The organism is Dactylosporangium sp. NPDC050588 (assembly GCF_040654975.1).
GTDB lineage: Bacteria > Actinomycetota > Actinomycetes > Mycobacteriales > Micromonosporaceae > Dactylosporangium > Dactylosporangium maewongense.
In genome coordinates this window covers 48982-75034 of record NZ_JBFAJA010000035.1, presented here as the reverse complement: position 1 = coordinate 75034, position 26053 = coordinate 48982, and the positions used below count along the sequence as shown (strand labels likewise).

The window sequence follows — 26053 nt, the reverse complement described above, 5'->3', positions numbered from 1 at the left end:
TCACCGTACGTTCGGCCGCACCTGTCCGGGCCGGACCGCGGTCATCTGTTCAGGGCGCCGGCCGTGCCGATCTTCTGCGCGTAGAGGGCCGTCACGATGAGGGCCGTCTCGTCGTAGCCGAGGATGAGCACGGCGTCGGGGGCGGCGGACCGGACACGGGCGGCCAGGCCGGCGAAGTCCTGGCTGGTGCCCGGGTAGGTCACGAGCTGGACGGCGTCCTCGGGCACGCCGGCGGTGACCAGGTTCGCCTTCACGTTCTTCTGCAGGCCGAGGCCGTAGGCGTCCTCGCGGGCCAGGATCATCACCTTGTGGGGGCCGTCGCGCATGATGACGTCGGTGAGGGCACGGGCCTGCAGGGTGTCGGCCGGGGCGGTGCGGAAGAACAGGCCGTTGTCCGCGACGGCGCTCAGCTCGTCCGATGTGGACGACGGGGAGATGAGGATCCGGCCGGCCGCGGCGATCTTCGGGATGACGGCCTTCGTCACGCTGGAGGACGACGCGCCGATGATGACCTGCACGCCCAGGCCGACGAAACGGTCCACGGTGGCGGCGGCGACGGTGGCGTCCGTGCCGTCGTCGCCGTCGACCCACTCGACCGGCTGCCCCAGCACGCCGCCGGCGGCGTTGATGTCCATGACGGCGAGCTTGGCGGCGGCGAAGCGGGGCGGGCTGCGGAACGCGAGCCGGCCGGTGTGCGGCATGAGCCCGCCGACCTTCAGCGGGGCCGGCTTCTTCGCGCCCGCCCCGAAGTTCGGGTAGGCGGTGAACGGCGGGGCGGGGGTGGTGGAGGCGAGCGACTCGTCGCCGGCGCCGATGTACTCGGTCATGTTGGCGTTGATGGTGTTGTCCCGGCCGAAGTGCAGGGTGCCGTACGAGGCCGAGGAGGGCTCGCCGCTGTCGCTGAGGCCGCTGCGGCGCATCGACACGCCGCGGTAGGCGAAGTCCTTGCCGGCCTTGGCCAGCGCCAGGCAGGCGGCGGCGGAGTCGCAGGTCGTGCCGGAGGTCGAGGCGCCCACGACGTACTTCGCGACGGTCAGCGGCTGCGTGGTGCGGGCCGACTCGGCGGCGAGGGCGGCGAGCACGACCGCGTCGTAGGCCTCGGCGGCGTACCCGTAGTCGACCAGCGTCGGGTCGACCCCGCGCAGCCGCTCCTGGAACGACTCGGGCAGCGCGAGCAGCGGGGTGGTGCCGACCATCCCGGAAAGAATCCCGGGATTTCCGGCGAGCTTTTCCTTGAGGGAGTTCGTCATGTTCGCGTCGGACCCGTAGAGCTTCACGACGAGTGGCCGGCCCGCGTCGGCAGCGGGGGTCGTGCCGCAGCCCGCCGCGAGGGCGACCACCCCGGCCAATGCCACGACCGTCCGGGTCGTCCTGGATCCCACGACATCTGCCTCTCGTCCGCCTACGGGCCCCGCAGACCATAAGCAGTTCGCGGCGCCCGCCCGAGCGCAGGAAACGGACCTTGAGGAAAACTTGCGTCAGGCGGGCGTCGCGTTACCAGAGAGTGGCCAGTGATATTACTAAACGTCAATATGAAATCCCCATGACGATTTCGCTACGCGGATACCCGCGCTCAGGGAGCGAACTGCTGCACGCCGAACGCGACCGCCGCGGCGATGTCGTCGTCGCTGGTGCCCCAGGCGGCCTGGATCGCCGCGCCCCAGGCGTGGCAGGCGCGGGTCCCGAACTCCTTCGCCTCGGGCGAGCCCTCCCAGGTGGCGGGGTCCACCTCGACGCCGCGCAGGTGCAGGTCGAGGCCGAGCAGCGCGAGGTCCCAGCCGCCACCGACGCCGATCGTGCCGCCGGGGCCGTACTGGCGGACGAGCTCGTCCACGACGTCCGCGGGCGAGGAGTGCTCCAGCTCCAGCACGGTGCCGCCGTCGGGACCGGGCGCGAGCCGCAGCTCGACCTCGGTGTCCATGCCGCCGCCGAAGGACCAGGTCACCGCGAGCAGCCGTGGCTCCTCGCACTGCACGATCCGGCCGCCGGCGTTGTTCGTGATCTGGAACGTGCCGCCCAGGCGCAGGTCGCCGTCGACCTCCCCGAGCCACCGGCCGAGCCGCCCGGGATCGGTGCAGGCGTCCCACACGTCCGCGACGTCGGCGTCGTACGTGCGGCGCAGCAACAGCGAACGCCCCTCGCCGGTGCTGACCGGGTGGTTGCCGACCTCGCGGTGGACGGCGTTGATCTGGTTGACGATGTCGATCACGACGAAGGCCTTTCTGTTGAGGATCGCGAGCGCTTGCCCCGGGCGAGCTCGGTGCCGAGCGCGTCCAGGCGCTGCGCCCAGAAGCCACGGAACCGCTCCAGCCAGGCGTCGACCTCGCGCAACGGCGCGGCGTCGACGGCGTACAGGCGCCGGGTGCCGTCGGCCCGGACGGTCGCGAACCCCGACTCGCGCAGCACCTTCAGGTGCTGCGACACCGCCGGCTGCGAGATGCCGAACTCGGCCCGCACGGTCTCGCTGACCGCGCCGGCAGGCTGCTCCCCGTCGGCGAGCAGCTCCAGGATCCGGCGCCGCACGGGGTCGCCGAGCACATCGAACGCATGCACGGCACGTACAATGTCATCTTCGGCTTATATAAGTCAAGCCTTAAACGGATCGCTGTGAACCGTCGCTTCACCTGCCGCGGTGACGCTCACGTCGAGCGAACCGCCGGCGATCCGCAGGCCGCGCACCTGGTAGGCGCCGACCGGGGACGGGGACAGGGGGTCGAGCGTCAACCGGCCCGAGGGGGCGTCGACGTCGAGGCCGAGCAGGGCGGTCACCAGCGCGGGACCGGCGGCGGCGGCCCAGGCCTGGGGGCGGCAGGAGGCCGGGTACGGCGTCGGCGCGTCGTCGCCGCCGAAGAGCTCCGGCAACCGGGCGTCGAAGCGTTCGCCGGCGGCGAGCAGGGCGCGGATCACCTCGGCCGCCTCGGCGCGGTGGCCGTCGCGGACCAGGCCGAGCAGGGCGATCGCGGTGTCGTGCGGCCACACCGAGCCGAGATGGTAGGACAGGAAGTTGTACCCGCCCGAGGAGGGCGCGATGGTCCTGATGCCGAACGGTGAGCGCAGCTCGGCGAGGCGGCCGGCGACCCGGGCGCTCTCCTCCGCCGAGAGCAGACCGGTGCCGAGCAGGTGGCCGATGTTGGACGTGAGGCTGTCGACCTGCGCGCCGTCGCCGTCGAGGGCGACCGCGGGGTAGCCGCCGGGGCACCAGAACGCCGCCCGGAACCGCGTCGCGAGCGCCGAGGCCCGGTCGCGCCAGTGCGCGGCGCCGTCGCGGCCGAACGACTCCAGGAGCCAGGCACCGTCCAGGAAGGCCCGGTAGGCGTACGCCTGCACCTCGGCGAGCGCGAGCGGCCCGCGCGCGATGCGCCCGTCGGCGTGCTGGATGCCGTCGCCGGAGTCCTTCCAGCCGTGGTTGGCCAGGCCCTTCGTGCTGGACCGGTAGGCGATGAAGCCGTCGTGCCCGGCCAGCCACATCAGCGCCCGCTCGACGTGCGGCAGCAGCGGCTCGACCTCGGCGGCCGGCAGCCCCCAGCGGTAGGCGTCGGCCGCGGTGCTGACGAAGAGCGCGGTGGCGTCGACGGTGCCGTAGTAGACCGGCGGAAGCCAGTGGGCGGCGTCGACGGGGCGGACCTCGTGCAGGATCTTGCCGGGCTCCTCGTCGGTGTCCGGATCGTGCTTCGTGCCCTGGCGGCGGGCAAGGGCGCGCAGCGTGCCGGCGGCGACGCCGGTGCCGAGCGGGAGGGCCAGCCGGGCCGCCCACAGCGAGTCGCGGCCGAAGAGGGTGAGGTACCAGGGACTGCCGGCGGTGTAGTAGTCGTCGTCGCCGTCGGCGTGCCGCAGCGCCGCGAGGTCCTCGACGCTCGCGCGCACCAGCGCGTCGAGGCGCCGGTCGTCGGCGGCGACCCGCAGCCCGGCCGGTGCGGCGGAGCGGGTGATCGGCGTGGCGTCGGCGCGGGTGAAGCGCACCGTGGCGGTCCAGCTCGCCCGTGGCTCGATCGTGACCAGCCAGCGCATCGGCCCGGCACCCGGCGGCTGGTCCGGCGGCGGGTCCGCCGTCACGGCGACGCGCATCCCGCCGGCGTCGGCCGCGTCGGTACCGACGCCGACAGCCTCCACTGTGGACACTGACGGGTGCCCGTCCTTCACGGCACCCATGGTGGCGAAGTCGGTGCCGGCGGCGACCTCGATCTCCACGGCCAGGGTGGCGTGGGACAGGTTGGTCAGCGTGAGCGTCTCGGTGCCACCGCGGGGCGACGTGTGGCGGTCGCGCACGAGCGTGACGGTCGGGTCGGGGCCGTCGTCGCCGAGGCCGGGCAGCACCGCGGCGAACCGGGCCGACGCCGCACCCGTCCGGGTGACCTGGACCGGGACGGGCTCGGCGCCGTCGACGGTGACGACCAGCCTCGACAGGACCCGGCGGTCGTCGACGTACAGGCCGTCGGCACCGCCCCGGAGCTGGCCCGATGGGCCGGAGAGCCACGTGGCCGGGGCGGCGACACACGTCACGTGCTCGTGGAGGTAGGGCTGCCCCATATCGCTCCTCTTGACAAGCCGTTGGCGGGGTGAGAATGTCCGAACACCCATGTTGAACGTTCAAACGGGCATCCCGCAAGACCCGATTTGAACGTTCAACACCATCTCCCGTGGGAGGTCCCGTGCATCCGCCGACCGTCGAGGACGTCGCACGAGCCGCCGGCGTCTCCCGGCAGACCGTGTCCAACGTGCTCAACGCGCCGCAGCGGGTGCGGCCCGAGACCCGGCAGCGGGTCGAGGCGGCGATCGAGCAGCTCGGCTACCGGCCCAACCGGGTCGCGCAGTCGCTGCGGGCCGCCACCTCACGCATGATCGGCTACCGGATCGAGCCGATGCACCCGCACGCGCTGGGCAGCATGCACGACCGGCTGCTGCACGCGCTCGCCGAGGCCGGCCGGGCCGCCGACCACCATCTGCTGCTGTTCACCGCCGACGACCCCGGCGACGAGGTCGCCAACGTCGACGCGCTGCACCGCGCCGGCGCGATCGACGGCGTCGTGCTCTACGGCATCCAGTCCGCCGACCCGCGCCCGGCGGGCCTGCGGCACCTGCGGATCCCGTTCGCCGCGTTCGGCCGTACCGGCGCCGACGACGCCCACCCGTGGGTCGACATCGACAACACCGCCGGCACGGCCGCCGCCGTCGAGCACCTCGTGACCCGCGGGCACCGGCGCATCGCGTTCCTCGGCTACCCGGAGGGCGTCGCGGTCGGCGACCGGCGCGCCGACGGGTGGCGCACCGCCCTCGACAAGCACGGCCTGCTCGACGGCTCCCGCCACCTCGACCTGCGCGGCGAGGACTCCCTCGCCAACGGCGCGCGCCTCGCGGAGGCACTGCTGGACCACCACACCCCACCGACCGCCGTCGTCGCCGCCACCGACACGCTCGCCGCGGGCGTGCTGCGCACCGTGCGGCAACGGCACGCCCGGCTCGCCGTCGTCGGCTTCGACGACACCCCGACCGCCGGCGCGCTCGACCTGTCCAGCGTCCGGCAGCCGATCGAGGCCGTCGGACACGCGATGATCCGTGCCCTGCTGGGCCCCGGCGGCAACGAACCCGCCGGGCAACTGCTGGCACCCGAGCTGATCGTCCGGGCCTCCAGCGCTCTGCCCTGAGTTTCCCCGACCCCCCTGGGAGCGACATCATGTTACGAACACCCCGCCTCCTGACCGCTCTGATCGCCACCGTCCTGCTGGTCGCCGCGTGCGGTGACGACGGCAGCGGCACCGGCACCGAAGGCAGCGCCACCGGCGCGAAGCTGACGATGTACGCGTTCTCCTCCTCCCCCGCCGAGGACGCCGTGCTGCGCAAGGCCGTCGAGGACTACAACAAGCAGGGCCGCAACACCGTCGAGCTGAAGGTGCTGCCCGAGTACGACACCGCCCTCACCACCGCGCTCGCCGGCGGCGAACCGCCGGACGTCTTCTACGTCAACGACAACAAGCTGCCCGACTTCGGCAAGAACGGCGTCCTGGAGCCGATCGGCGACAAGGTCGACAACCCCGGCGACTTCTACGAGACGCTCAAGCAGTCCTTCACGTACAAGGGCACCTACTACTGCGCGCCGAAGGACTTCTCCACGCTGCAGCTGGTCTACAACACCGCCGACTTCACCGCCGCCGGCCTGAAGCCGCCCACGACCTGGGACGAGCTGACCGCGACGGCGAAGGCGCTCACCAAGCCGGGCCACCCGGGTCTGGTGCTCGCGCCGGAGTTCTACCGCTGGGGCGCGTTCATGGCCCAGGCGGGCGCCTGGCCGACGAACGACGACGTCACCAAGATGACGATGGACACGCCGGAGATGCGCACCGCGCTGCAGTACGTCACCGACAACCACAAGGCGGGCTGGTTCGGCACCCCGGCGTCGGTCGGCGCGGGCTGGGGCGGCGAGGCGTTCGGCAAGGCCGCCACGTCGATGACGATCGAGGGCAACTGGATCGTCGGGGCGATGAAGAACGACTTCCCCAACGTCAAGTACGCGGTCGCCGAGCTGCCCGCCGGCCCGAAGGGCAAGGGCACGATGTCGTTCTCCGTCTGCTACGGCGTGGCGAAGGCGGCGAAGAACAAAGCCGCCGCGCTCGACTTCGTCAAGTTCCTCACCTCGCCGGACGAGCAGTTCGCGGTGACCAAGGAGTTCCCGGTCATGCCGTCGCGCAAGTCCCTGGCGGACAAGTGGCTGGCGGACAAGCCGGAGCTGAAGGCGTTCGTCGCCGGCGGCGACTACGCGAAGAAGTCGGTGTTCGTGCCGGGCTTCAGCACCGCGATCGACACGTTCAACGACGGCATCCAGGGCCTCGCCAAGGGCAACAAGCAGGTCGGCGACGTGGTCACCAGCACGCAGAAGGCCGGGACCGACATCCTCGGCTGACGTCACGGAGAGGGGCCGCCCCGGCGGCCCCTCCACTGAGGAGTCCGCATGTCACGCATTCACGGCCGGCAGGGGCTGGCCGGCTGGCTCTTCGTGTCGCCCGCGCTGATCGGGCTCGGCGCGTTCATGGTCGCGCCGATCCTCCTCGCGCTGTGGGTCAGCTTCCGCGACTGGAGCGGCCTCACCCCGCTCGGCGCCTCCGACCCCGCCGGCGCCGCCAACTACCAGGACCTGCTGACCGATCCCGGGATCGTCCGCGGCGACTTCGCCAAGAGCCTGCGCAACAACCTGTACTACGTGCTGGGCGTCGTCCCCGCGCAGACGGCGCTGGCGTTCCTCCTCGCGCTCGTCGTCAACGCCCGGCTGCTCAAGGGCCGCACGTTCTTCCGCACCGCGTTCTACTTCCCGTCGGTGACCAGCTCGATCGCGGTCGCGTTCATCTTCATCTTCCTGTTCAGCCCGACCGGCGTGGTCAACACGGTGCTGTCGGCGGTGCTGCCGGGCAAGGTCGACCTGGTGTGGCTCGACGACTCCGACGGGCTGCTGCACCTGCTGCTGGGTGCGGCCGGCGTCGACCGCCCGCCGGGCGCGCTGCGCGGCGAGTTCATGGACCTGTCCTGGTGGGACTGGCTCGCCGGGCCCAGCGTCGCGCTCAGCTCGGTGATGATCCTCGCGACCTGGACCACGACCGGCACGTTCATGCTGATGTTCCTCGCCGGGCTGCAGAACGTCCCGGAGGAGCTCGAGGAGGCCGCCGCCATCGACGGCGCCTCCGCCCGGCAGCGCTTCTTCCGGATCACGCTGCCGCTGCTGAAGCCGACGCTGTTCCTCGTGCTGACCCTCGGCGTGATCGGCACCTGGCAGGTGTTCGACCAGGTCTACGCGATGACGTCCGGCGGGCCGCAGAAGACCACGCTCACCCCCGCGTACCTCATCTACCGCGAAGGCTTCCAGAACAGCGCGATGGGCCGGGCCGCGGCGATCGCGTTCATCGTGCTCGTCATCATCCTGGTGTTCACCGGCGTGCAGCGGCTCGTGCTGCGGAAGGAGCGCTGACATGCCGTTCTCGTTACGCCGTGTGCTGCGATACGCGCTGCTGCTCGGCTTCGCCGTCGTGTTCATCTACCCGTTCGTGCTGTCGCTGGGCACGTCGTTCAAGTCCCGGCCCGAGGTCGCCACCCATCCGGTGTCGCCGTGGCCGCGCTCCTTCGACCTGCGGGCGTGGTCGGACGTGCTCGTGCACAGCGACTTCCCGCTGTGGACCTTCAACTCGATCCTCGTCACGGTCGCCGCGACCCTCGGGCGGGTCTTCATCGACTCCCTCGCCGGCTACGCCCTGGCCCGGCTGCACTTCCGCGGCCGCGGCGTCCTCTTCGCCGGGATCATCGCGGTGCTCGCGGTGCCTCCGATCGTGCTGACCGTGCCGCGGTTCCTGGTGCTGAAGGAGCTGAGCCTGCTCAACTCGTACACCGGCCTCATCCTGCCGCTCGCGGTCGACGCCATGGGGATCTTCCTGATGCGGCAGTTCTTCGCCGAGCTGCCCAAGGAGCTGGAGGAGGCGGCCCGCATCGACGGCGCCTCGATCTTCCAGGCCTACTGGCACGTGGTGCTGCCGCTGGCGCGGCCCGCGCTGCTGACGCTGACGATCCTGTCCTTCCAAGGGGTGTGGAACGAGTTCCTGATGCCGCTCATCGTGGTGCGGGCCAGCCCGTCGCACTGGACGCTGCCCTTCGGCCTGTCGACGCTGGGCCGCGGCGGCGCGGGCGGGCAGAGCTTCGACTACCCGGTGATGATGGCTGGCTCGATCCTCACCATCATCCCGGTGGCGATCGTGTTCATCGTCTTCCAGCGGTACTTCGTCCGCAGCGTCGCCAGCAGCGGCGTCAAGGGCTGAAGGCCCCGCTACCGCCAGGGCGTCGTTGGTCCACAGTGGACCGTCACAGCAGGCTCAGCGCCGCCGTCACCGGGTCGACGTCGGCCGGGACGGCGGGGCCGATGGCGCAGCAGGTGGCCGTGCCCGCGGCCACCTGCGTGCGTCCCGCGTCGTGGATGACCTGCACCGGCAGGCCCGCCTCGACGGCGTGCCCGCACAGCTCGGCGAGCTCCGCCGCCCCGGCGACCTTCAGCACCACCTTCGGCTGTCCCGCCTGCAGCCACGCCTCGAACACCGCCCCGTGCGGCCCCTGCAGCACCGCGGACACCGCCGCGTGCGCGACCTGCGCCGCGATCTTGCCCCGGCCCATGCCGAGGTCGGTGCGCACGACAAGGACCATCTTCGGTTCGGTCTTCACGACCAGCGATGTTAATGCGTGGTCAGGTCCGCCAGCAGGCGCATGGCCCCGGGCAGGTCGCCGGCGCCGCGCTGCCGGTCGGCGCCGGTCCCCTCCTCGCGGAGCCGGGCCAGCTCCTTGGCGACGACGCCGTCGTCGCCGTGCCGGCGCAGCGCCGGGCCGGTGACGTCGGCGAGCAGGTCGACCAGGTCCCAGGCCGGCACCGCGCGGCGGCCGTGCAGGTCCATGAGGGTGCCGCCGAGGCCCTGGTGCGCGGCGTTCCAGTGCGCGGCCCGCAGCAGGTGCTCCGGCGGGCTGACCGCCGGGCGGCCGGCGGCGACGTCGTCCAGGACGGTGGCGACGAGCCCGCGGACGAGCCCGGCGACGAGGACCGTGTCACCGGCGGTCGGGCACACGTCGCCGACGCGGATCTCGACGGTCGGGTAGCGCCTCGACGGTCGCACCCACCACAGCACCATCGAGTCGTCGAGCATGACGCCGCTGCCGACCAGCTCCGCGACGGTGCGATCGTAGTGGGCCACGGACGTCAGGAACGGCGCCGGCCCGAGGCTCGGCCAGCGGTCCAGCTGGATGCTGCGCCAGCTCGCGTGGCACGTGTCCGCCCCGGCGTGGAACGGCGAGTTCGCGGTCAGCGCCTGCACCACCGGCAGCCACGGCCGCAGGTGGTTGCAGACCTGCACGGCGACCTCCCGGTCCGGCACGCCGACGTGCACGTGGCAGCCGCACAACGCCGGGTCGTGCGCGATCGGCCCGTAGTGCCGGGCGATCGCCCGGAAGCGGGGCGTGTCCTCCACGGTGAGGTCGGGCTCGGCGACCGGGGTGGCGGCGACGGCGACGAGCCGCGCCCCCGCCGACTGCGCGGCGAGCGCGGCCACGGCCCGGTTGGCGGTGAGCCGCCGGCGCAGCTCGGACAGGCTCGTGCAGACCGGCGTCACCATCTCCATCATGCTGCGCCGGAACTCGACCCTGGTCTGCTCCCGGGCCGGTTCGGGCAGGCAGGCGCGGGCGTCGTCGGCGACGGGGGCGTTGCGCCACGTGACGGGGTCCAGCAGGAGGAACTCCTCCTCGACCCCCACGGTCAGGGTCTGCCCGGCCAGGGCGCCGGCGGTCTCGGCGACGTTCGCGGCGGTGCTCGGCGCGGTGGCGGTCGGCGGCATCAGCGGCACCTCTCGGCGATGAGGACGCACACGGCGATGCGTTCGGCGTGCGCGTAGGACGGGTCGTCGAGGTTCTCTCCGTACACGTCGGGATCGACCTCGCGGTAGCGCCACGCGAAGCCGGTGCCGGCGAGCCGGGTCGCGGCCTCGGCGAGCAGCGGGTCGTGACCGTCGACGATGCCGGTGCCGCTGAAGAGCACCAGCGACCCGCCGGGCGCGAGGCGGTGCAGCGCGGTGTCGAGCACGGCGAGCGGCAGGTCGTGCCCGTGTTCGCCGCCGCCGTCACGGTACCGCCGGCGCTGCGGGTCGATCATGAACGGCGGGTTGGAGACGATGAGGTCGAACTGCCCGCCGACCCCGGACAGCAGGTCGCTGTGCACCGGCGTGACCCGCACGCCGGCGAGGCCCGCGTTGACGGCCGTGAACCGCAGCGCGACCGGGTTGACGTCGACGCCGAGGACCTCCGCGTCCGGCGCGTGACGGGCGACGGTGACGGCGATCGCGCCGCTGCCGGTGCCGATGTCCACGGCCCGCCGCGGCGGGCCCGGCAGGCTCCGCAGGTGCGCGGTGACGGCGTCGCAGGTGCGCAGCGTGTCCGGGCCGAAGAAGACGGCGTCCGGCTCGGCCGGCGGGAACGCGGCGTGGAAGAACAGGCCGCCGTCGAGCGTGGAGCAGCGGATCCGGCTGCGCCACGTGTCGCCGTCGCGGTCCAGGACGCCGGCCTCGTCGAGCAGCGTGACGAGGTCGTCGGGCAGCACGCCGGGGCCGAACGGGCGGCTCCAGCCGAGCACGTCGCGCAGCGTCCGGGCGCGGGCGTTCGCCGGCCGCCGGTTGACCCGCTCGTGGGTGGCCGCCGTGACGGGGACGAACCGGTACCCCGTCTCCTTGATGGCCTCGCCGAGGCGGCGCAGGGCGGCGTCAGCGTAGACGGGCGCTTCGGTGGCCGCGGTCATGCCGAGCCTTTTCCCCACAAAGTTCCTGCTTAACCAGCCCGTCCTGAGGGAAGACGATGACCATGCGCCTGCCCCGACCGCGAGGACCGGTCTCCGACACGCTCGTCGCCATGCTCGCCGGCCCCCCGCGCGACCTGCCGGGCGGCACCTGGCGGGAGCTGGCGGCGGGCACCGACGCGTGCACCGACGAGGACCTGCAGCTGAGCCTGCACATCTGTTACGAGCTGCACTACCGCGGCTTCGACGGCGTCGACGAGCGGTGGGAGTGGCAGCCGTCGCTGCTGGCGTTGCGGCAGGCCGGCGAGGAGCGGTTCGAGGACGCGTTGCGCACGGCGGTGCCCGTGCCGGCGCCGGCGGCGCCGCACGAGGTCCCGCACGCGCTCACGGCGCTCGTCGACGCCGACGACGCCCCGTCGCTGTCGAAGTTCCTGAAGGGTCGCGCGACGCTGGAGCAGTTCCGCGAGTTCGTGCGGCACCGCTCGATCTACCACCTGCGGGAGGCCGACCCGCACACCTGGGCGATCCCGCGGCTGGCCGGCCGGCCCAAGGCCGCGCTGGTGGAGATCCAGGCCGACGAGTACGGCGGCGGCCGCGCCGACCGCATGCACGCTGAGCTCTTCCGCGCCACGATGCGGGAGCTCGACCTGGACGACACCTACGGCGCCCATCTCGACGTGGTCCCGGCCGTCACGCTCGCGACCAACAACCTCATGTCGCTGTTCGGCCTGCACCGCCGCCTGCGCGGGGCGATCGTCGGCCACCTCGCCGCCCTCGAGATGACGTCGTCGCTGCCGAACCGCCGCTACGGCGACGGCCTGCGCCGCCTCGGCGGCAACGCGACCGCGACCCGCTTCTACGACGAGCACGTCGAGGCCGACGCCGTCCACGAGCAGGTCGCCGCCCACGACCTGTGCGGCGGCTTCTGCGCGCAGCACCCGTCGCAGGCGGGGCAGGTGCTGTTCGGCGCGGCGTGCGCGCTCGCCCTGGACGGCCGCTTCGCCGCCCACGTCCTGGACGCGTGGACCGCCGGGCACTCGTCGCTGCGACCGGTGCTGGCACCGGCCGCAGCGCTGGGCGGCTGACGCCCACGACTTCTTCGAGTGGTCCTTCGAGCAGCCAGCGCCGTGAAGCCTGGGAGCGGGTCAGTCGCCGCCGGCGAGGGGCCGGTCGCCGGTCGGGGCGCTCGCGGCCTGGAAGCCGATCACCTTGTGGGTGCCGTCGCAGAACGGCTTGATCGCCGAACGTCCGCACCGGCACAGCGCCACGGTGGCCCGCCCGGGGTCGACGACCTCGCCGTCCTGCGTGAGGAGCGTGAACTCGCCGCGCACGAGCAGCGGCCCGTCCTCGCAGACCGTGACAGAGGCAACCGGCTCTCCCATGCCACTGGATTGCCCCTCTCGCAATGGAGGCAAACGGTCAGCGGTCGCTCGCCACCAGGGCGGCCAGGCGGCGGGCGGACTCGGCCAGGCGGCTGCGGCCGGGCCGGGCCGCGAGGGCGGGCAGCTCCGGCAGGTCCAGACGGGCGCCGCCCGGGCGGGCGTCGGCGGCCAGGGTCAGCAGGTCGGCGAGGCCCGGGCGCGGGGCGGCGGCGAGCAGCGCTGGCAGGGCCGCCGACGTCGCCTGCCACACGGCGGTGTGCGCGCCGGCCTTGAACGCCTCGGCGAGCGGCTGGACGGTGCGCTGCAGCACGATCCGTTCGTCGCTCGACAGGGCGCCGATCTCCGCGCCGGTCGTGGTGCTGTCCCAGCCGGGCCGGGCGGCGAGGGTGATGAGCGCGTCGGCCGCGGCGAGCCGCATCTCCTGCCGCGACGAGCCGAACAGGTACGCGAGGACCAGCGACATCGCCGGGCCGGGCGGGCCGTCGGCGGCGGCGAGCCCCTCGAGGACCGTGGTGCCGGGGCTGCCGTGCGGGGTGACGAGGTACGGCTGGATGTGCGCGGCCGCCACCTCCCGGTGCGACGGCGTGACCATCGGCCACAGGGCCAGGCGCGGCTGGTGGTGGACGGCGGCGACGCGCTGTGTCGCGGTGCGCGGGTCGGCGACGTCGGCGGGCAGCCCCGCCGCGTCCAGCATCGCGATCCGGCGGCCGGAGTGGTACGCCTGGCCCGGCACCTCCTCGACCCAGGTCCGCGGTTCGGCCGCGGCCGTGCGGAGGTGGTCCGCGAACCGGCGGCCCGCGGGCGAGGCGAGCCCCGCGGCGCCCTCGACGACCGTGGCGTCGACGGCCCGCGGCAGCCGCAGCAGCGCCTGGGTCAGGTCGGCCGGGCCGGGCTGCCAGCCGTCGCGTTCGGCCTGGCGCAGCAGCGACAGGACCCGGTCGGGGTCGACGTGCCCCGCGACCGTGGCCGGCGTGGCGAGCAGCGCGGGCGGCGGGTCGGCGGCCAGTCGCGCGGCGAGCTCGACGGACCGGCGCTCGACGAACGTGCCGAGCGTGGTGACGTACAGGTGGGCGAACGGGCTCTCGTACGGTGGCGGCGCCGTCAACCCGGTCGCGGCGGCGATCAGGTCGGCCCACGTGCCCGCCCACTGCGGCATGACGGCGGCGAGGACCCGGGCGGCGGCGGCCCGGTCGCCGCGGGCGGCGCGCAGCAGCCCGTCGAGCACGAGCTCGTGCCGGACCGGGTCCTCGTCGCCGTGGCGCAGGGTGGTGGCGAGCTCCCCGGCGAGGGCGCCGAGTTCCAGCGGCGCCGGGAACGCCGCCGGCAGCGCCGCGACGAGGACCGGGACGGGCGGCGGCGGGGGTGCCTCGGTGCCGAGCCGCTGGCAGCGCGTGCGCCGCGACCTCGGCGAGCCCGCGCAGCCACCGGGCCGGCAGCGGCACCCGCTTCTCGACGATCCTGCCGTCGAGGGTGCCGACGGCGAGCTCGTCGGCGCCGACGGACAGCCGCAGCGGGTCCTGCCCGCCGACCCGGGTCAGCGCCTGGTAGAGCGGCGGGTTCACGTCGACGTTGGTGGTGCCGCGCCCGACCGGCGCGTCCTGCAGCTCGGCGGGGTCGAGGTCGAGCCGCCCGTACACGCCGCCGCACGTCGACAGCGCCTCGAACCGCAGCCGCTCGCCGTCGCCGGTGACCACCGGGTCGCGGCCGCGGCCGGTGCGGGCCGGACGGAAGTCGGCGCCGGCGATGTCGGCGAGGGCGAGCAGGCCGCCGGCGACGACCCGCGGCGTGCGGACGAACCCGTTTCATCCCTCCGGGTGAGCGCCGGTGTGACGCCCGCGGAGAACGCTTGTCGGGTGGGCGGTGCTTCCATCCACGCTCCGAGCCGACATCGGAGGCGCGATGACAACCGCGATGACAGCTCTGTACAGCGAGCCGACGTTCCTGCACGGGCTCAAACTCGTCGTCCTGGCCGAACTCGAGATCGCCGGACGCCCGGAGCAGTCCGCCGGCGTGCCGCTCGACGAGCTCCTGTTCGAACGGGTGGACGCCGACCGCTACGAGCTCGGCCTGCACGGCCTCCTCGACGCGGTCGTCGCACTCGAGCGGAAGTGACCACACCAGCTGGTCGGCGGGATTCCGTCAGACCCCGCGCCGAGGCGGCGGCTGCCGGCGCTGAGCGGGTTTGGCCCTCCGCGAACCGGTGAGAACGCAGCGGTGTTGTCGAACCAGGCCCGGCCGGTCGTCAAGGCCACGCTCCCCGTCGTCGGCCAGCACATCGAGGAGATCGCGGACCGCTTCTACGCCCACATGTTCGCCGCCCGGCCGGAGCTTGAGGACGGGCTGTTCAACCGTGGCAACCAGGCGGAGGGATCGCAGCCCAAGGCCCTGGCGGGGTCGGTGGTGGTGTTCGCCTCGACGCTGCTGGACGATCCGCTGCGGCCGCCGGGCCGGCTGCTGACGCGCATCTCGCACAAGCACGCGTCGCTGGGCATCCGGCCCGAGCAGTACGGCATCGTGCACGAGCACCTGATGTGGGCGATCGGCGACGTCCTCGGCGCCGCCGTCACCCCGGACGTGGCGGCGGCCTGGGACGAGGTGTACTGGCTGATGGCCTACGCCCTGATCAACCAGGAGCGCGGCCTGTACAGCGCCCGCGGTGTCACCCCCGAACGGGTGTGGCGGCAGTGGCGGGTCGCCGGCAAGTACCGCGAGACCGGCGACGTCATGGGCTTCGTGATGCGCCGCACCGACGACCGGCCCGTCAGGACGTCGCTGCCCGGGCAGTACGTGAGCGTCAACCTCCGCATGCCCGACGGTGTGCGCCAGCCGCGCCAGTACAGCCTGACCCGCGCCGACGACGGCGAGCACCGCTACTTCGCGGTCAAGCGGGTTCACGGCGGCGGCAAGCCCGACGGCGAGGTGTCCAACCTCCTGCACGACGGCGTCCAGGTCGGCGACGAGATCGCCATGAGCGTCCCCTACGGCGACGTGGTCCTGGACGACTCCGGCCGGCCGGTCGTCTTCGCCAGCGCCGGCATCGGCATCACCCCGATGGCCGGCATGCTCTCCCACCTCGTCGCCGCCGGCTCCCGCCTGCACGTCACCCTGCTGCACGCCGACACCGACGAGGGGTCCTTCCCGCTGCGCCGGCAGATCGTCGGAGACCTGTCCCGCCTGCCCTCGTCGGTCCTGCACGTGTGGTACGAGCAGGGCCCGCACACCGACCTGCCGGGCGCGGGCGTCTCGGCCGGCATGATGGACGTCTCGCGGATCCCGCTGCCCGACGGCGCCGTCTTCTACCTGTGCGGCCCGCTGCCGTTCCTGCAGAGCGTGCGCAGCCAGCTGATCGACCGCGGCGTGCCGGCCCGCGACGTCCAGTACGAGATGTTCGGCCCCGATTTGTGGCAGGCCGACACCGAGTGACCTCGTCCCGTGGCGGCCGCGCGATCGTCAGCCGATGGTGTGGCCGCCGTTGACGGTCAGGCGGTCGCCGGTGATGAAGGCGCCCTCGTCCGACAGCAGGAAGCGCACCGCGCCGGCGACGTCGGACGGGTGGCCGATGCGGCGCAGCGGGACCTCGGCGGCGTACGAGTCCAGCGCCGTGGAGGGCACGTCGGCGTGGCGTTCGACGGGGATCCAGCCGGGGGCGACGACGTTGACGGTGATGCCGTGCGGGCCGAGCTCGCGGGCCCAGGTGCGGGCCAGGCCGACCTGGGCCGCCTTCGCCGCCACGTACGCGGACCAGCCGGGCAGGGCCCGGTCGACCATGTCGGAGCCGACCAGCACGACCCGGCCGCGGCCGGCGGCACGCATCGCGGGCAGGGCGGCCCGGACGAGCAGGGTCGGGCTCTTGACGAAGAACAGCAGCTGCCCGAGGTGGTCGTCCCAGGTGAGGTCCTCGACGGGGACCGGGGGCTGCGGGCCGGTGGCGTTGGCGACGACGGCGGTGACCGGGCCGAGCCGGGCGGTGACGTCCGCCATGAGCGCGGCGACGGAGGACTCGTCGGTGACGTCGGCCTCGAAGGCCTCGGCGGTGCCGCCGGCCGCGCGGATGTCCGCGACGACCGCCGCGGCGGGTGCGGCGCCGTGCCGGTAGTTGACCGCGACGGCCCAGCCGCCGGCCGCGAGTGTCCGGGCGATCGTCGCGCCCAGGCCGCGGGACGCGCCGGTCACCAGTACCACACCCGCTGCCGCCACGGCGTGAACCTACACGTCGGCGGTCAGCTCGGCGAGGGTGGCGTTGGTGGAGCGCACGGCCGACAGGTAGGCCATGGCCATGTCCTCGGTGCCGGTCGTCTGGGTGGGCAGGCTGCCGGCCGGGGGCATCTCCGCGGACGGGGTCATGTACGCGCGGGCCGTGGCGAGCACGTCGCCGAGCGGGCCGCGGCCGGTGGTGAGGGCGTCGACGAGGACCGGGTCCAGCGGCAGCCCGTGCACCATGCGGTCGGCGGGCTCGTCGTAGAGGTCGGCGAGCGCCGAGAGCAGCCCGCCGATGTACGCGACGTCGCCGGGCACCCCCGCGGTGCCGGCCAGGAACTGGCTGAACCGGGCCCGGACGAGGACGTCGCTGAGCTGCTCGGGGTCGGCCTCGGTGAGGTCGGCGACGAGCATGAGGGTCACCCACTGCCGGATCCGGTCGAGGCCGAGCACGACGACGGTGTCGCGGACCGACGACACGGTCCGGTTGAGTCCGAGCGCGGCGGAGTTGGTGGCGCGCAGCAGCCGCAGCGTGAGCGCCGCGTCCTCGGCGACGAGCGCGGCGATCTCGTCGATGTCGGCGTCCTCGGCGGTGAGCGCCTGCAGCATCCGCAGCCGGGTCAGCCGCGCCGGGGCGAGCGTGACGGTCGAGTTGATGTGCGGGCGGCCCAGGATGTTGCCCTGGAAGAGCTCGAACCCGAGCGTGAACGCCAGGCGCAGCGCGTCGGGGGTCTCCAGGCGCTCGGCGACCAGCCGCAGGTGCCCGAAGCGGCGGCACTCGGCGACGGCGGCGCGGACCTCGGGCTCCGACGCGTGCAGCATGTCGATCTTCACGTAGGTGGCGAGGGGCAGCAGCGGCTCGTGGCCGCCGCCGGGCACGAAGTCGTCGAGGGCGACGGTGTACCCCTGCTCGACGAGCGCGGTGACGCCGTCGACGACCTCGTCGTCGACGGTGGTGGACTCCAGGATCTCCAGGACGGCCTGGCTGCCGTCGAACGGCAGCGGCAGGCGGCCGGTGAGGAAGTCGCGGGTCAGGTTGACGAAGCACAGCCGGTCGCCGGTCAGCTCCCTGATCCCGAACTCGGTGAACGCCGCGACCAGCACGCGGGCGGTGGCGACGGAGTCGCTGCGGTCGGCGCCCGTCGCCGTCGTCCGGGCCCGGAACAGCAGCTCGCCGGCGACCATGATGCCGTCCCGGTCGTAGATCGGCTGCCGGGCGACGTGCACGACATGGTCGGTGTCCGGTCCCCTGAATGCCCCCGTGTGCTCCCTCACTCCGCCATGATCTCCCCAAAACCAGGTCGAATGGTGCGGAACGGCGTATATACCCTCACCTTCGGCGGGTGATGGCAGGGGTACGGTGGAGGCCGGCAGGCCGGAGGTCGAAAGGCGGGGTGGTGGGGATGCGGGCGTCGCTGACCCACGACGCGTTCTTCTACGACACCGACGAGGGGTTTACCGGCGGTCTCGTGCCGTTCGTCCGCGACGGCCTGCGCAGCGACCACGCCGTCGTCGCCGCCGTCACCGACGCCAACGCGGACCTGCTGCGCGACGCGCTCGGCCGCGACGCCGCCCAGGTGACGTTCATGGACCGCGACGGCTGCTTCCGGCGGCCGGCGAGCACCGTCGCCGGCTGGCGGAAGCTCCTCGCCGACGCCGCCAGCCGCGGGCACGACGCGGTCCGGATCATCGGCGAGGCCGGGTCCGGGCCGCCGGCGCGGCACGTGACCTGGGCGCGGTTCGAGTCGGCGGTCAACGAGGTGCTCGCCGACGCCCCGGCCTGGATCGTCTGCCCGTATGACACGCGCGTGCTGCCGCACGCGGTGCTCGCCGACGCCCGGCGCACCCATCCCGGCAGCGACACGTACCGGCCGCCGGCGGAGTTCCTCGGTGCGGTGCCCGAGCCGGTCCCGCCCGTCGACGGCCCGCCCGCCGCCGTGACGCCCCTCGGCGACAGCGTGGCCGAGGCCCGCCACCTCGTCGGCCGGATCGCCGCCGCGCACGGCTGGGCCGGCACCGACCGGCTCGACGAGCTGCTGCTGGTCACCAGCGAGATCGCCGCCAACGCCGTGCTGTACGGGGGCGCCCGCCGCGAGCTGCGGGTCTGGGTCACGCCGCAGGGCGTGGTCTGCGAGGTCGGCGACGACGGGCCCGGCCCGTCCGACCCGCTCGCCGGCTACCGCCCGCCGGACGACCGGCTGCTCGGCGGCCGCGGCATGTGGATCGCCCAGCAGCTGTCCGAGGCCTTCGCCGTCACCCACCACGACGGTTGGACCCGGGTGCGGTTCATGCTGTCGCACCCGTAGGCGACCGGGCTGTCGCACCCGTAGCTGATCGGGCTGCCGCACCCGTGGGTGACCGGGCGGGAAACTGGTAGCGAAATCCCGTCTGAGCAGGGCTTCTGCGGTGGTGGGTCACACCGGGCGGCGTGACGATCGAAAGTGTGACCGAAACCACCGTGGTCCTCGTCCTGGTGATCGTGACGGCGCTCGGGTTCGACTTCACGAACGGATTCCACGACACCGCCAACGCGATGGCGACCTCCATCGCCACCCGCGCCCTGCGGCCGAAGGTCGCGGTGCTCCTGTCCGGCGTCCTGAACCTGGTCGGCGCGTTCCTGTCCGTCGAGGTCGCCCTGACCGTGAGCAACGCGGTCGTGAAGATCCAGAACTCCAACGGCACACCGAAACAGGACCTCGTCGCCGATGGCGGCGCCGCGCTGCTGCTGATCATCCTGGCCGGGCTGGTCGGCGGCATCGTGTGGAACCTGCTGACCTGGCTGCTCGGCCTGCCGTCCAGCTCGTCGCACGCGCTCTTCGGCGGGCTCATCGGCGCCACGATCGCCGGGCTCGGCTGGTCCGGCGTCAACTGGAACGGCGACGGCAGCAAGCTCGACGGTGTCATCGGCAAGGTCGTCCTGCCGGCGGTCATGTCGCCGGTGATCGCCGGGGCCGTCGCCGCCACCGGCACCTGGCTGATCTACCGGATCACCGCCGGCGTCGACCAGCGCTTCACCGACAACGGCTTCCGCTGGGGGCAGATCGGCAGCGCCTCGCTGGTCTCGCTCGCCCACGGCACCAACGACGCCCAGAAGACCATGGGGGTCATCACCCTGGCGCTGATCGCGACGGGGGCCTGGACGGACACGACGAACATCCCGTTCTGGGTCAAGGCCGCCTGCGCGGTGGCGATCGCGCTCGGCACCGCTCTCGGCGGCTGGCGCATCATCCGTACCGTCGGCAAGGGCCTGGTCGAGATCTCCCCGCCGCAGGGGCTCGCCGCCGAGTCGGCGTCCGCGGCGGTCATCCTGGCCTCCAGCCATCTCGGGTTCGCGCTGTCGACCACCCACGTCGCGACCGGCTCGATCCTCGGCAGCGGCGTCGGGCGGCCCGGCGCGCTGGTCCGCTGGGCGGTGGCCGGGCGGATGGTCGCGGCCTGGCTCATCACGCTGCCCGCCGCCGCGGTCGTCGGCGCGCTCATGTGGTGGCTCGGCAACGGCGTCGGCGGCCTCGCCGGCGCGGTCACCATCTTCCTGGTCCTCCTCGCCGCGGCCGCGTTCATGTACCTGCGGTCCCGCCGGGCGCCGGTCGACCACACCAACGTCAACGACGACTGGGACGCCCGGCGCGAGCTCGCCGACGCGGACCGCTGAGAGGACCGCGAGATGCACAACCTCGGATTCGCGCTCGAGGCGGTCTGGCGGGTCCTGCTGGCCGGCCTGATCCTGGGCGCCGGCCTGCCGGCCCTGTTCGCGCTCGGCGTGCGGTCGCTCGCCTACGGCGCGGGCGGCCCGGGCCGGGCACCGCGCCCGCTGGGCACCGCCGGCGGCTACCTCTGCTTCGCGATCGTGCTGCTCGGCGTCGCGCTGGGCATCACGTTCATCGTCGCGTCGGGCTTCGGCAAGGAGCTCAGCTTCGAGCACGTCTACCCGACCGTCGTGGACAAGTGAGAGGACACCATGGGTGAGCCCAGCTCGAACTTCCTGACCCGCACCGTGGAGTGGCTGCGGGCCGGCTACCCGTCCGGGGTGCCCCGCCAGGACTACGTGGCGCTGCTCGGGCTGCTGCGCCGCAAGCTGACCGACGACGAGATCCACAGGATCGCGCGGGCGCTCGCCGAGGAGCCGCAGCGCACCGCCGACCCGGTCAGCACCGCCGACATCGAGAGCATGATCAACGACTCCGTGCTGCAGGCGGCGTCCGCCGAGGACGTCGCCCGGGTGTCGGCGCGCCTGGCCGCCGTCGGCTGGCCACTGGCGGATCCTCCGGCAGACTGAGCGTGTTCACCTGACGGATCGACACGCACCATAGCTTCGGCGGATGCGACGACTCATTCTCATCGCGGCGACCGCGGTGCCGCTGCTACTGCTCCCCACGGCCGCCCACGCGGCGCCGTCCCTGAAGACGGTGACCGCGGCCGTGGAGACCCCGCCCCTCTACGACGACGAGGCCGGCGGCGACGCCAACGCCGACGACCCGGCCATCTGGGTCAACGAGCGCGACCGCGGCGCGAGCCGGGTGCTGGCCACCGCCAAGAACGGTGGTCTTCGCGTGTACGACCTCGCGGGCCGCGAACGGCAGGGGATCGCCACCCCGCCCGCGCCCGGCGAAGACGACGCCGCAGGCCGGTTCAACAACGTCGACCTGGTGCCCGGGTTCCGGCTCGGCGGCCGCACCACCGACCTGGCCGTCGTCACCGACCGGGGCCGCGACCAGCTGCGCTTCTACCGCATCGACCCGGCCACCGGCACCCTCACCGACGTGACCGCGCCCGGTGTGCCGTTCGCGTTCAGCACCGACCAGGCGCAGGTCAACGAGCAGCGCACCGCCTACGGCCTGGCCACGTTCCGCGACTTCGACGGCACCGCGTACGCCGTCGTCAGCCGCCGCAGCACTTCCGAGGTCGGCCTGTTCCAGCTCGTCGCGACCGGCGGCACCGTCACCTACCGGCGGGTGGACCTGCTGACGCTGCCGTCGACGTTCCGGCTGCCGAACGGCTCGGCCTGGTCGCCGTGCGCCGACCCCGGCGACGGCCCGCAGGTGGAGGGCAGCGTCGTCGACCCGACGACCCGGATCGCGTACCTGGCGCAGGAGACCGTCGGCCTGTGGCGGATCCCGGTGTGGGGCGGCCGGTTCCGCGGCGCGCCGCAGTCCGTGGAGCGGACCCGCGAGTTCGGCGTCCCTGCCCGGTTCGACGAGGCCGAGGACGACTGCGTCGTCGACTACGCCGCCGACCCCGGCTACGGCGGCCGCATCGCCGCGGACGTCGAGGGCCTCACCATCCTGCAGACCGGCGCGCTCACCGGCACCCTGCTCGTGTCGAGCCAGGGCGACGACACCTTCTACACCTACGACCGACTGACCCTGCGCCCGACCGGCCACTTCGCGGTCGTCGCCGGCGCCCGCACCGACGGCTCCGAAGGCTGCGACGGCGCCGCCGTGACCGCGACCCCGCTGCCCGGCTTCCCGCACGGCCTGCTCGTCGTGCACGACGGCGCGGACACGCCCACCGACGGCGACCGGGAGACCACCAACTTCAAGTTCCTCGACGCCGGCTTCCTGCGCCAGCGCTGACCCGGCCCTGACCACGAGGACCTCCAGGCCACCGTCTTCACCGACCCCTTGGAGGTCCTCGCGACGGCCACCCCGCCGGCCGCCCCTTCGACGTCCCGCGAGGACACTTCCGCCGCCGCCGCGACGCACCGGTGGCGAGTCCTGATCGGGGATGATGTTGTGATGACCAGTCATGACGGACGTCAGTTGACGGCCAGTGGCATCACTGTCTGGCCGAATCTGATGGCCGTGCGGAGCCGTCCGCTGATGTACTTCGGGGTCGATCGGCACGACCCGGCGCTGCCCGGACAGGTGCTGCGTTGGGCGGTCCACCAGGCCGCGGCCGATCCTCAGAGCCTGGTTTCCCAGGTCGATGTCGTGATCGAATCGGACCTGGTGTTCTCCGTGCGGGACAACGGCGTGGGTCTTTCCGTCGATCGGATTCGGCCACAGCGGGCGCCGTGGGTGGCCGAGGCGTTGACCGCATTCTTCGGTCCCGGGCCATGCCCGGCAGGCACGGGTCTGGCCATGGTGACGGCCCTGTGCACCGCGGTCGTCGCGGATGTCTGGCGGGACGGGCGGCACTACCGGCAGTGGGCCGACTGGCGATATCCACCCCCGCAGCTGCAGGTGCTCGACGAAACCGAGGAACACGGCACCGAGATCCTCGCCCACCTTGACGGCGCGTACCTCGGTCCCCACGCGAGGCTGCCCCTCGACCCGGCCGAACTGCTGTCCGACCCCTCCGGAGACTTCACTGTGCCGAGCGACGTCGACGTGACCGTGATCGATCGGCGTCGCGTCCGAGCCGCCGACACCGACGCCTGACAGCGCCGCGCCGACGGTCTGGACATCCTCGCCGGCGAACCGTTCCAGTACATGGATGACGGCGTTCTTGACGATCGCGGTCCCGGTGCACTTCGAGGCTCCGGCCTCACGGTGGGCTCAGAGTGCCCGGGTGTAGTGGCGGATCGGTTCGCCGTGCTCGTCGGTGTTGGTGCGGCCCGACAGGGTCCAGCCGAGGCGGCGGTACAGGCGGTCGGCTCGCGCGTTGCTCTGCTGCGTCCACAGCTGCGCCTGGGTGTAGCCGAGGCCGCGGGCCTCGGCCTGCGCGCGGGTGACGACGGCGGCGCCGAGGCCGAGGCCCCAGCGGGACGGGTCGACGGCGACCATCGTGACGTGGGCCAGCCCCGGGACCGGGTCGCCGGCGCCGTCCCGCGCGAGGGCCTGCACGACCACGGTCATCGCGGCCGGCTCGCCCTCGTCCTCCGCCACCACCAGGAGCGACCCGGCCCCCGCCAGCATCCGCAGGGCCCTCGCCTCCGCGGTGGTCTCGTCGTGGTGCCCGGCCCCGGTGCCGGCCTCTGTGCAGGCAGCGGCGCGGCGGGCGGCGTCCGCGGCGGCCCACAGCCGGGCGACGACCGGCGCGTCCGACGGTCCCCCGACACGTGTCGTCAGCATCCGTTCACGCTACCCGCGATCGGGCCGGCGGCGTTCAGTGCCGTGGAAGGCGTTGATCCACGATGTCCGCGGTTCGTACGAAGTCAGCCGGCACCGGCCTGCGGCGGGCGGTCGTGCAGCGCCGCGGCGGTGAGGGCGGCGTCCAGCAGGCGGGCGTGCTCGGGGACCGCCGGGTCCAGGCCGGTCATCGTGGTGATGCGGTGCAGGCGGTAGTCCAGCGTGTTGCGGTGGATGTGCAGGTCCAGCGCGGTCTGCCGGCGGTTGTGCCCGTGCGCGACGAAACTGCGCAGCGTGTCGAGCAGGTACGGGTGCCCGCGCAGCGGGTCGAGCTTCGCCGCCAGCCGCTGCAGGCCCGGCCCGGGACGGGAGAGCTGGTACTCCACGAGGACGTCGTCCAGGCGGTACACGCCGGACGTGCGGCCGATCCGGGTCACCAGGTCCATCACCTCGCGCGCCTCGGCGGCCGCGGCCGGGATGCCGGCGGGCGTGTCCGCCGCCGCCGCGGCCGCCAGCACGGTGCTCGACAGCGCCTCCCCCAGGCCCGCGGCCATCGACGCCGCGGTGACGCCGTCGGGCAGCAGCACGATGCCGGCGACGTGGTCGGCGAGGACGGGCGTGCCCGCGTGCGCGTCGAGGGCGACCTGCACGAGCCGGTCCGGCGGGCGGGGCGCGAACCGCACCAGCAGCACCGTGTGCCGCTGCCCGACCTCGACCCTGACGTCCTGCGCGAGGGCCGCGACGACGTGGAACGGCTGCCCGTGCAGCAGCGCGGCGAGCAGCTCCCGCCGGGCCCGCGCCGACTCGCCCCGCAGGTCCTCCTGCGCCTGCAGGTGCGCGACGACGACGGCGGGCATCATGCCGGCCAGCCCGTCCAGCAGCAGCGCGCCGGCGGCGGGCAGCTCCGCGGGGGCGGCGACGGCCGACAGCGTGCGCCACCAGGTGCGGGCGCCGATGAGGTACGCCGCGAGCGCCGCCTCCAGCGGCACGTGGTCCCGGGCTCGGCGGGCGGACCGCTCCACCACCCAGGTCAGGTCGCCGGGCCGCAGCGCCTCCTCGTCGCGGAGCATCCTCAGCAGAAGGCCCAAGACGGTGCCGACCGACTCGCGGACCGGGCCGTCCAGGACCTCGGCCGGCAGCCCCCGGTAGAACGGCACGTCGGCGGCGCATCCAGCGACGATCTCACCGGTCAGCCCGGCGAGCCTGGGCGCCATCCGGTCGTGCAGGTCCCGCATGCCGGCATCGTCACATTGCCCAAACCCGCGCGTCAATCATTGCCGCAAGTGCGCACAGACACCGGCCGCGGCCGGCGCGACGATTCGAGGACCCCCAACCAACGAGGAGGCACGATGTCTCACCGTTACGGCCTCGCCGCGCTGCTGTGCGTGGCCGCGCTGCTGGTCCCCGCCCGACCGGCCGCCGCCGCGGACGCCTGGGACGCGCCCGGCCCCTACGCGACCGCCGTCCAGGTCGGTGTCGTCAACACCCTGTACTACCCGCGCGACATCGCCACCAGCCCCCGCCGGCACCCGGTGATCGTGTGGGGCAACGGCACCGGCGGCGTCCCGCTCGTCTACCGTGACCTGCTGCTGTACTGGGCGAGCCACGGCTTCATCGTCTCCGCCGCGAACACGCCCACCTCCAACCTCGGCGTCTCGATGCGCCTCGGCATCGACGCCCTCGCCCAGGCCGACGCCGACCCCGGCAGCGTCTTCCACCACCACGTCGACCTCGCCCACATCGGCGCGTCCGGCCACTCCCAGGGCGGCGCCGCGGCGATCGTCGTCGGCGCCGACCCGCGCATCGACGCGATCCTGCCGATCCAGCCCGGCCCCCTCGCCGACATCGACGCCGTGCACGTCCCCGCGCTGCTGCTCGCCGGCCAGTTCGACAGCATCGTGTTCCCGGCGCTGGTGAAGGCGTTCTACAACGACGCGGACCACATCCCGGCGATCTACGCTGAGCTGCGGGGCGCCGACCACTTCACCGTCGTCGGCGACCCGGGCCCGTTCGCCGCGCCGACGACTGCCTGGTTCCGGTTCCAGCTCATGGGCGACACCGCCGCCGGCGCCGAGTTCACCGGTCCACGCTGCGGCATCTGTACCGACACCCGCACCTTCTCCGACGTCCGCCGCAACGCCCTCGCCCCGTAACCCTGCACAGTCCGGAGG

27 protein-coding genes are annotated in these 26053 nt (G+C 73.5%); 14 read left to right on the top strand and 13 right to left on the bottom strand.

Going from position 1 to position 26053, the window contains the following annotated elements:
* Positions 1 to 41: 41 nt before the first annotated feature.
* The 4 genes from AB0I21_RS24680 to AB0I21_RS24665 all read right to left on the bottom strand — a co-directional run bounded on the left by AB0I21_RS24680 (position 42) and on the right by AB0I21_RS24665 (position 4527).
* Positions 42 to 1382, bottom strand: a complete 1341-nt coding sequence (locus AB0I21_RS24680) for an ABC transporter substrate-binding protein (RefSeq protein ID WP_360564490.1) — start codon at positions 1380 to 1382, stop codon at positions 42 to 44.
* Positions 1383 to 1573: 191 nt separating this feature from the next.
* Positions 1574 to 2209 carry an SRPBCC family protein gene (locus AB0I21_RS24675; protein WP_360564489.1) on the bottom strand — a complete coding sequence of 212 codons (636 nt, stop codon included), beginning with the start codon at positions 2207 to 2209 and terminating at the stop codon, positions 1574 to 1576.
* Positions 2206 to 2553: a metalloregulator ArsR/SmtB family transcription factor gene (locus tag AB0I21_RS24670; protein WP_360564488.1), complete on the bottom strand. Its 348-nt coding sequence runs from the start codon at positions 2551 to 2553 to the stop codon at positions 2206 to 2208. Before AB0I21_RS24670 ends, AB0I21_RS24675 begins: the two co-directional genes overlap by 4 nt.
* 33 nt (positions 2554 to 2586) lie before the next feature.
* A complete protein-coding gene (locus AB0I21_RS24665) occupies positions 2587 to 4527 on the bottom strand; it encodes a glycogen debranching N-terminal domain-containing protein (RefSeq protein WP_360564486.1) in 1941 nt (646 codons plus the stop codon).
* Between the two features lie 122 nt (positions 4528 to 4649).
* Here AB0I21_RS24665 and AB0I21_RS24660 point away from each other — a divergent pair, with 122 nt between their 5' ends.
* From AB0I21_RS24660 to AB0I21_RS24645, 4 genes are read left to right on the top strand one after another with little or no spacing between them, the layout of a single operon-like run.
* Positions 4650 to 5642 (top strand): LacI family DNA-binding transcriptional regulator, encoded by a 993-nt coding sequence (locus AB0I21_RS24660; protein WP_360564484.1) that lies wholly within the window; start codon positions 4650 to 4652, stop codon positions 5640 to 5642.
* Between the two features lie 29 nt (positions 5643 to 5671).
* Entirely contained in the window at positions 5672 to 6895 is a 1224-nt protein-coding gene (locus AB0I21_RS24655; RefSeq protein WP_360564482.1) for an extracellular solute-binding protein, read from the top strand.
* 48 nt (positions 6896 to 6943) lie between these two features.
* A complete protein-coding gene (locus tag AB0I21_RS24650) occupies positions 6944 to 7951 on the top strand; it encodes a sugar ABC transporter permease (RefSeq protein WP_360564481.1) in 1008 nt (335 codons plus the stop codon).
* A 1-nt stretch (position 7952) separates the two neighbouring features.
* Positions 7953 to 8789: a carbohydrate ABC transporter permease gene (locus AB0I21_RS24645; RefSeq protein WP_360564479.1), complete on the top strand. Its 837-nt coding sequence runs from the start codon at positions 7953 to 7955 to the stop codon at positions 8787 to 8789.
* 43 nt (positions 8790 to 8832) lie between these two features.
* Here the strand turns inward: AB0I21_RS24645 and pth2 are convergent, their stop codons facing one another.
* The 3 genes from pth2 to AB0I21_RS24630 are packed head-to-tail and all read right to left on the bottom strand — an operon-like array spanning position 8833 to position 11314.
* Positions 8833 to 9186, bottom strand: coding sequence for a peptidyl-tRNA hydrolase Pth2 (pth2, locus tag AB0I21_RS24640; protein ID WP_360564477.1), 354 nt, complete (start codon positions 9184 to 9186; stop codon positions 8833 to 8835).
* A gap of 11 nt (positions 9187 to 9197) precedes the next feature.
* Positions 9198 to 10343 carry a glutamate--cysteine ligase gene (locus tag AB0I21_RS24635; protein WP_360564476.1) on the bottom strand — a complete coding sequence of 382 codons (1146 nt, stop codon included), beginning with the start codon at positions 10341 to 10343 and terminating at the stop codon, positions 9198 to 9200.
* Positions 10343 to 11314 carry a class I SAM-dependent methyltransferase gene (locus AB0I21_RS24630; protein ID WP_360564474.1) on the bottom strand — a complete coding sequence of 324 codons (972 nt, stop codon included), beginning with the start codon at positions 11312 to 11314 and terminating at the stop codon, positions 10343 to 10345. Before AB0I21_RS24630 ends, AB0I21_RS24635 begins: the two co-directional genes overlap by 1 nt.
* Positions 11315 to 11358: 44 nt before the next feature.
* Between AB0I21_RS24630 and AB0I21_RS24625 the strand changes: the two genes are divergently transcribed.
* Positions 11359 to 12378, top strand: a complete 1020-nt coding sequence (locus AB0I21_RS24625) for an iron-containing redox enzyme family protein (protein ID WP_360564472.1) — start codon at positions 11359 to 11361, stop codon at positions 12376 to 12378.
* Positions 12379 to 12438: 60 nt separating this feature from the next.
* On the opposite strand, the gene AB0I21_RS24620 is transcribed toward AB0I21_RS24625, so the two are convergent.
* Entirely contained in the window at positions 12439 to 12675 is a 237-nt protein-coding gene (locus AB0I21_RS24620) for a CDGSH iron-sulfur domain-containing protein (protein WP_360564471.1), read from the bottom strand.
* A gap of 37 nt (positions 12676 to 12712) precedes the next feature.
* The gene (locus AB0I21_RS24615; RefSeq protein WP_360564469.1) at positions 12713 to 13900 is read right to left on the bottom strand and encodes a hypothetical protein; all 1188 of its coding nucleotides are present in this window, start codon (positions 13898 to 13900) and stop codon (positions 12713 to 12715) included.
* Positions 13901 to 14586: 686 nt separating this feature from the next.
* Here AB0I21_RS24615 and AB0I21_RS24610 point away from each other — a divergent pair.
* Entirely contained in the window at positions 14587 to 14787 is a 201-nt protein-coding gene (locus AB0I21_RS24610; RefSeq protein WP_360564467.1) for a hypothetical protein, read from the top strand.
* A gap of 102 nt (positions 14788 to 14889) precedes the next feature.
* Positions 14890 to 16098 (top strand): globin domain-containing protein, encoded by a 1209-nt coding sequence (locus tag AB0I21_RS24605; RefSeq protein ID WP_360564466.1) that lies wholly within the window; start codon positions 14890 to 14892, stop codon positions 16096 to 16098.
* Between the two features lie 27 nt (positions 16099 to 16125).
* Here AB0I21_RS24605 and AB0I21_RS24600 read toward each other — a convergent pair whose 3' ends face one another.
* Together AB0I21_RS24600 and AB0I21_RS24595 are read right to left on the bottom strand one after the other, a co-directional pair.
* Complete coding sequence (locus AB0I21_RS24600) at positions 16126 to 16872, bottom strand: SDR family oxidoreductase (protein ID WP_360564465.1); 747 nt, start codon at positions 16870 to 16872, stop codon at positions 16126 to 16128.
* A gap of 9 nt (positions 16873 to 16881) precedes the next feature.
* Entirely contained in the window at positions 16882 to 18147 is a 1266-nt protein-coding gene (locus AB0I21_RS24595; RefSeq protein WP_360564463.1) for an HDOD domain-containing protein, read from the bottom strand.
* Between the two features lie 128 nt (positions 18148 to 18275).
* Between AB0I21_RS24595 and AB0I21_RS24590 the strand changes: the two genes are divergently transcribed.
* The 6 genes from AB0I21_RS24590 to AB0I21_RS24565 all read left to right on the top strand — a co-directional run bounded on the left by AB0I21_RS24590 (position 18276) and on the right by AB0I21_RS24565 (position 23252).
* Positions 18276 to 19178, top strand: coding sequence for an anti-sigma factor RsbA family regulatory protein (locus AB0I21_RS24590; protein ID WP_360564461.1), 903 nt, complete (start codon positions 18276 to 18278; stop codon positions 19176 to 19178).
* 137 nt (positions 19179 to 19315) lie between these two features.
* Positions 19316 to 20524 (top strand): inorganic phosphate transporter, encoded by a 1209-nt coding sequence (locus tag AB0I21_RS24585; RefSeq protein ID WP_360564460.1) that lies wholly within the window; start codon positions 19316 to 19318, stop codon positions 20522 to 20524.
* Positions 20525 to 20536: 12 nt separating this feature from the next.
* Positions 20537 to 20821, top strand: coding sequence for a hypothetical protein (locus AB0I21_RS24580; RefSeq protein ID WP_360564458.1), 285 nt, complete (start codon positions 20537 to 20539; stop codon positions 20819 to 20821).
* A gap of 9 nt (positions 20822 to 20830) precedes the next feature.
* Positions 20831 to 21148, top strand: coding sequence for a DUF3349 domain-containing protein (locus AB0I21_RS24575; RefSeq protein WP_360564456.1), 318 nt, complete (start codon positions 20831 to 20833; stop codon positions 21146 to 21148).
* 43 nt (positions 21149 to 21191) lie between these two features.
* On the top strand, positions 21192 to 22445 hold the full coding sequence (locus AB0I21_RS24570) for a phytase (protein WP_360564455.1): 1254 nt from the start codon (positions 21192 to 21194) through the stop codon (positions 22443 to 22445).
* Positions 22446 to 22607: 162 nt separating this feature from the next.
* Complete coding sequence (locus tag AB0I21_RS24565; protein WP_360564453.1) at positions 22608 to 23252, top strand: hypothetical protein; 645 nt, start codon at positions 22608 to 22610, stop codon at positions 23250 to 23252.
* Positions 23253 to 23369: 117 nt separating this feature from the next.
* Here the strand turns inward: AB0I21_RS24565 and AB0I21_RS24560 are convergent, their stop codons facing one another.
* Together AB0I21_RS24560 and AB0I21_RS24555 are read right to left on the bottom strand one after the other, a co-directional pair.
* A complete protein-coding gene (locus AB0I21_RS24560) occupies positions 23370 to 23885 on the bottom strand; it encodes a GNAT family N-acetyltransferase (RefSeq protein ID WP_360564452.1) in 516 nt (171 codons plus the stop codon).
* Positions 23886 to 23968: 83 nt separating this feature from the next.
* Positions 23969 to 25117: a helix-turn-helix domain-containing protein gene (locus tag AB0I21_RS24555; protein WP_360564450.1), complete on the bottom strand. Its 1149-nt coding sequence runs from the start codon at positions 25115 to 25117 to the stop codon at positions 23969 to 23971.
* Between the two features lie 114 nt (positions 25118 to 25231).
* Here AB0I21_RS24555 and AB0I21_RS24550 point away from each other — a divergent pair, with 114 nt between their 5' ends.
* Complete coding sequence (locus tag AB0I21_RS24550; RefSeq protein WP_360564449.1) at positions 25232 to 26035, top strand: hypothetical protein; 804 nt, start codon at positions 25232 to 25234, stop codon at positions 26033 to 26035.
* Positions 26036 to 26053: the final 18 nt, after the last annotated feature.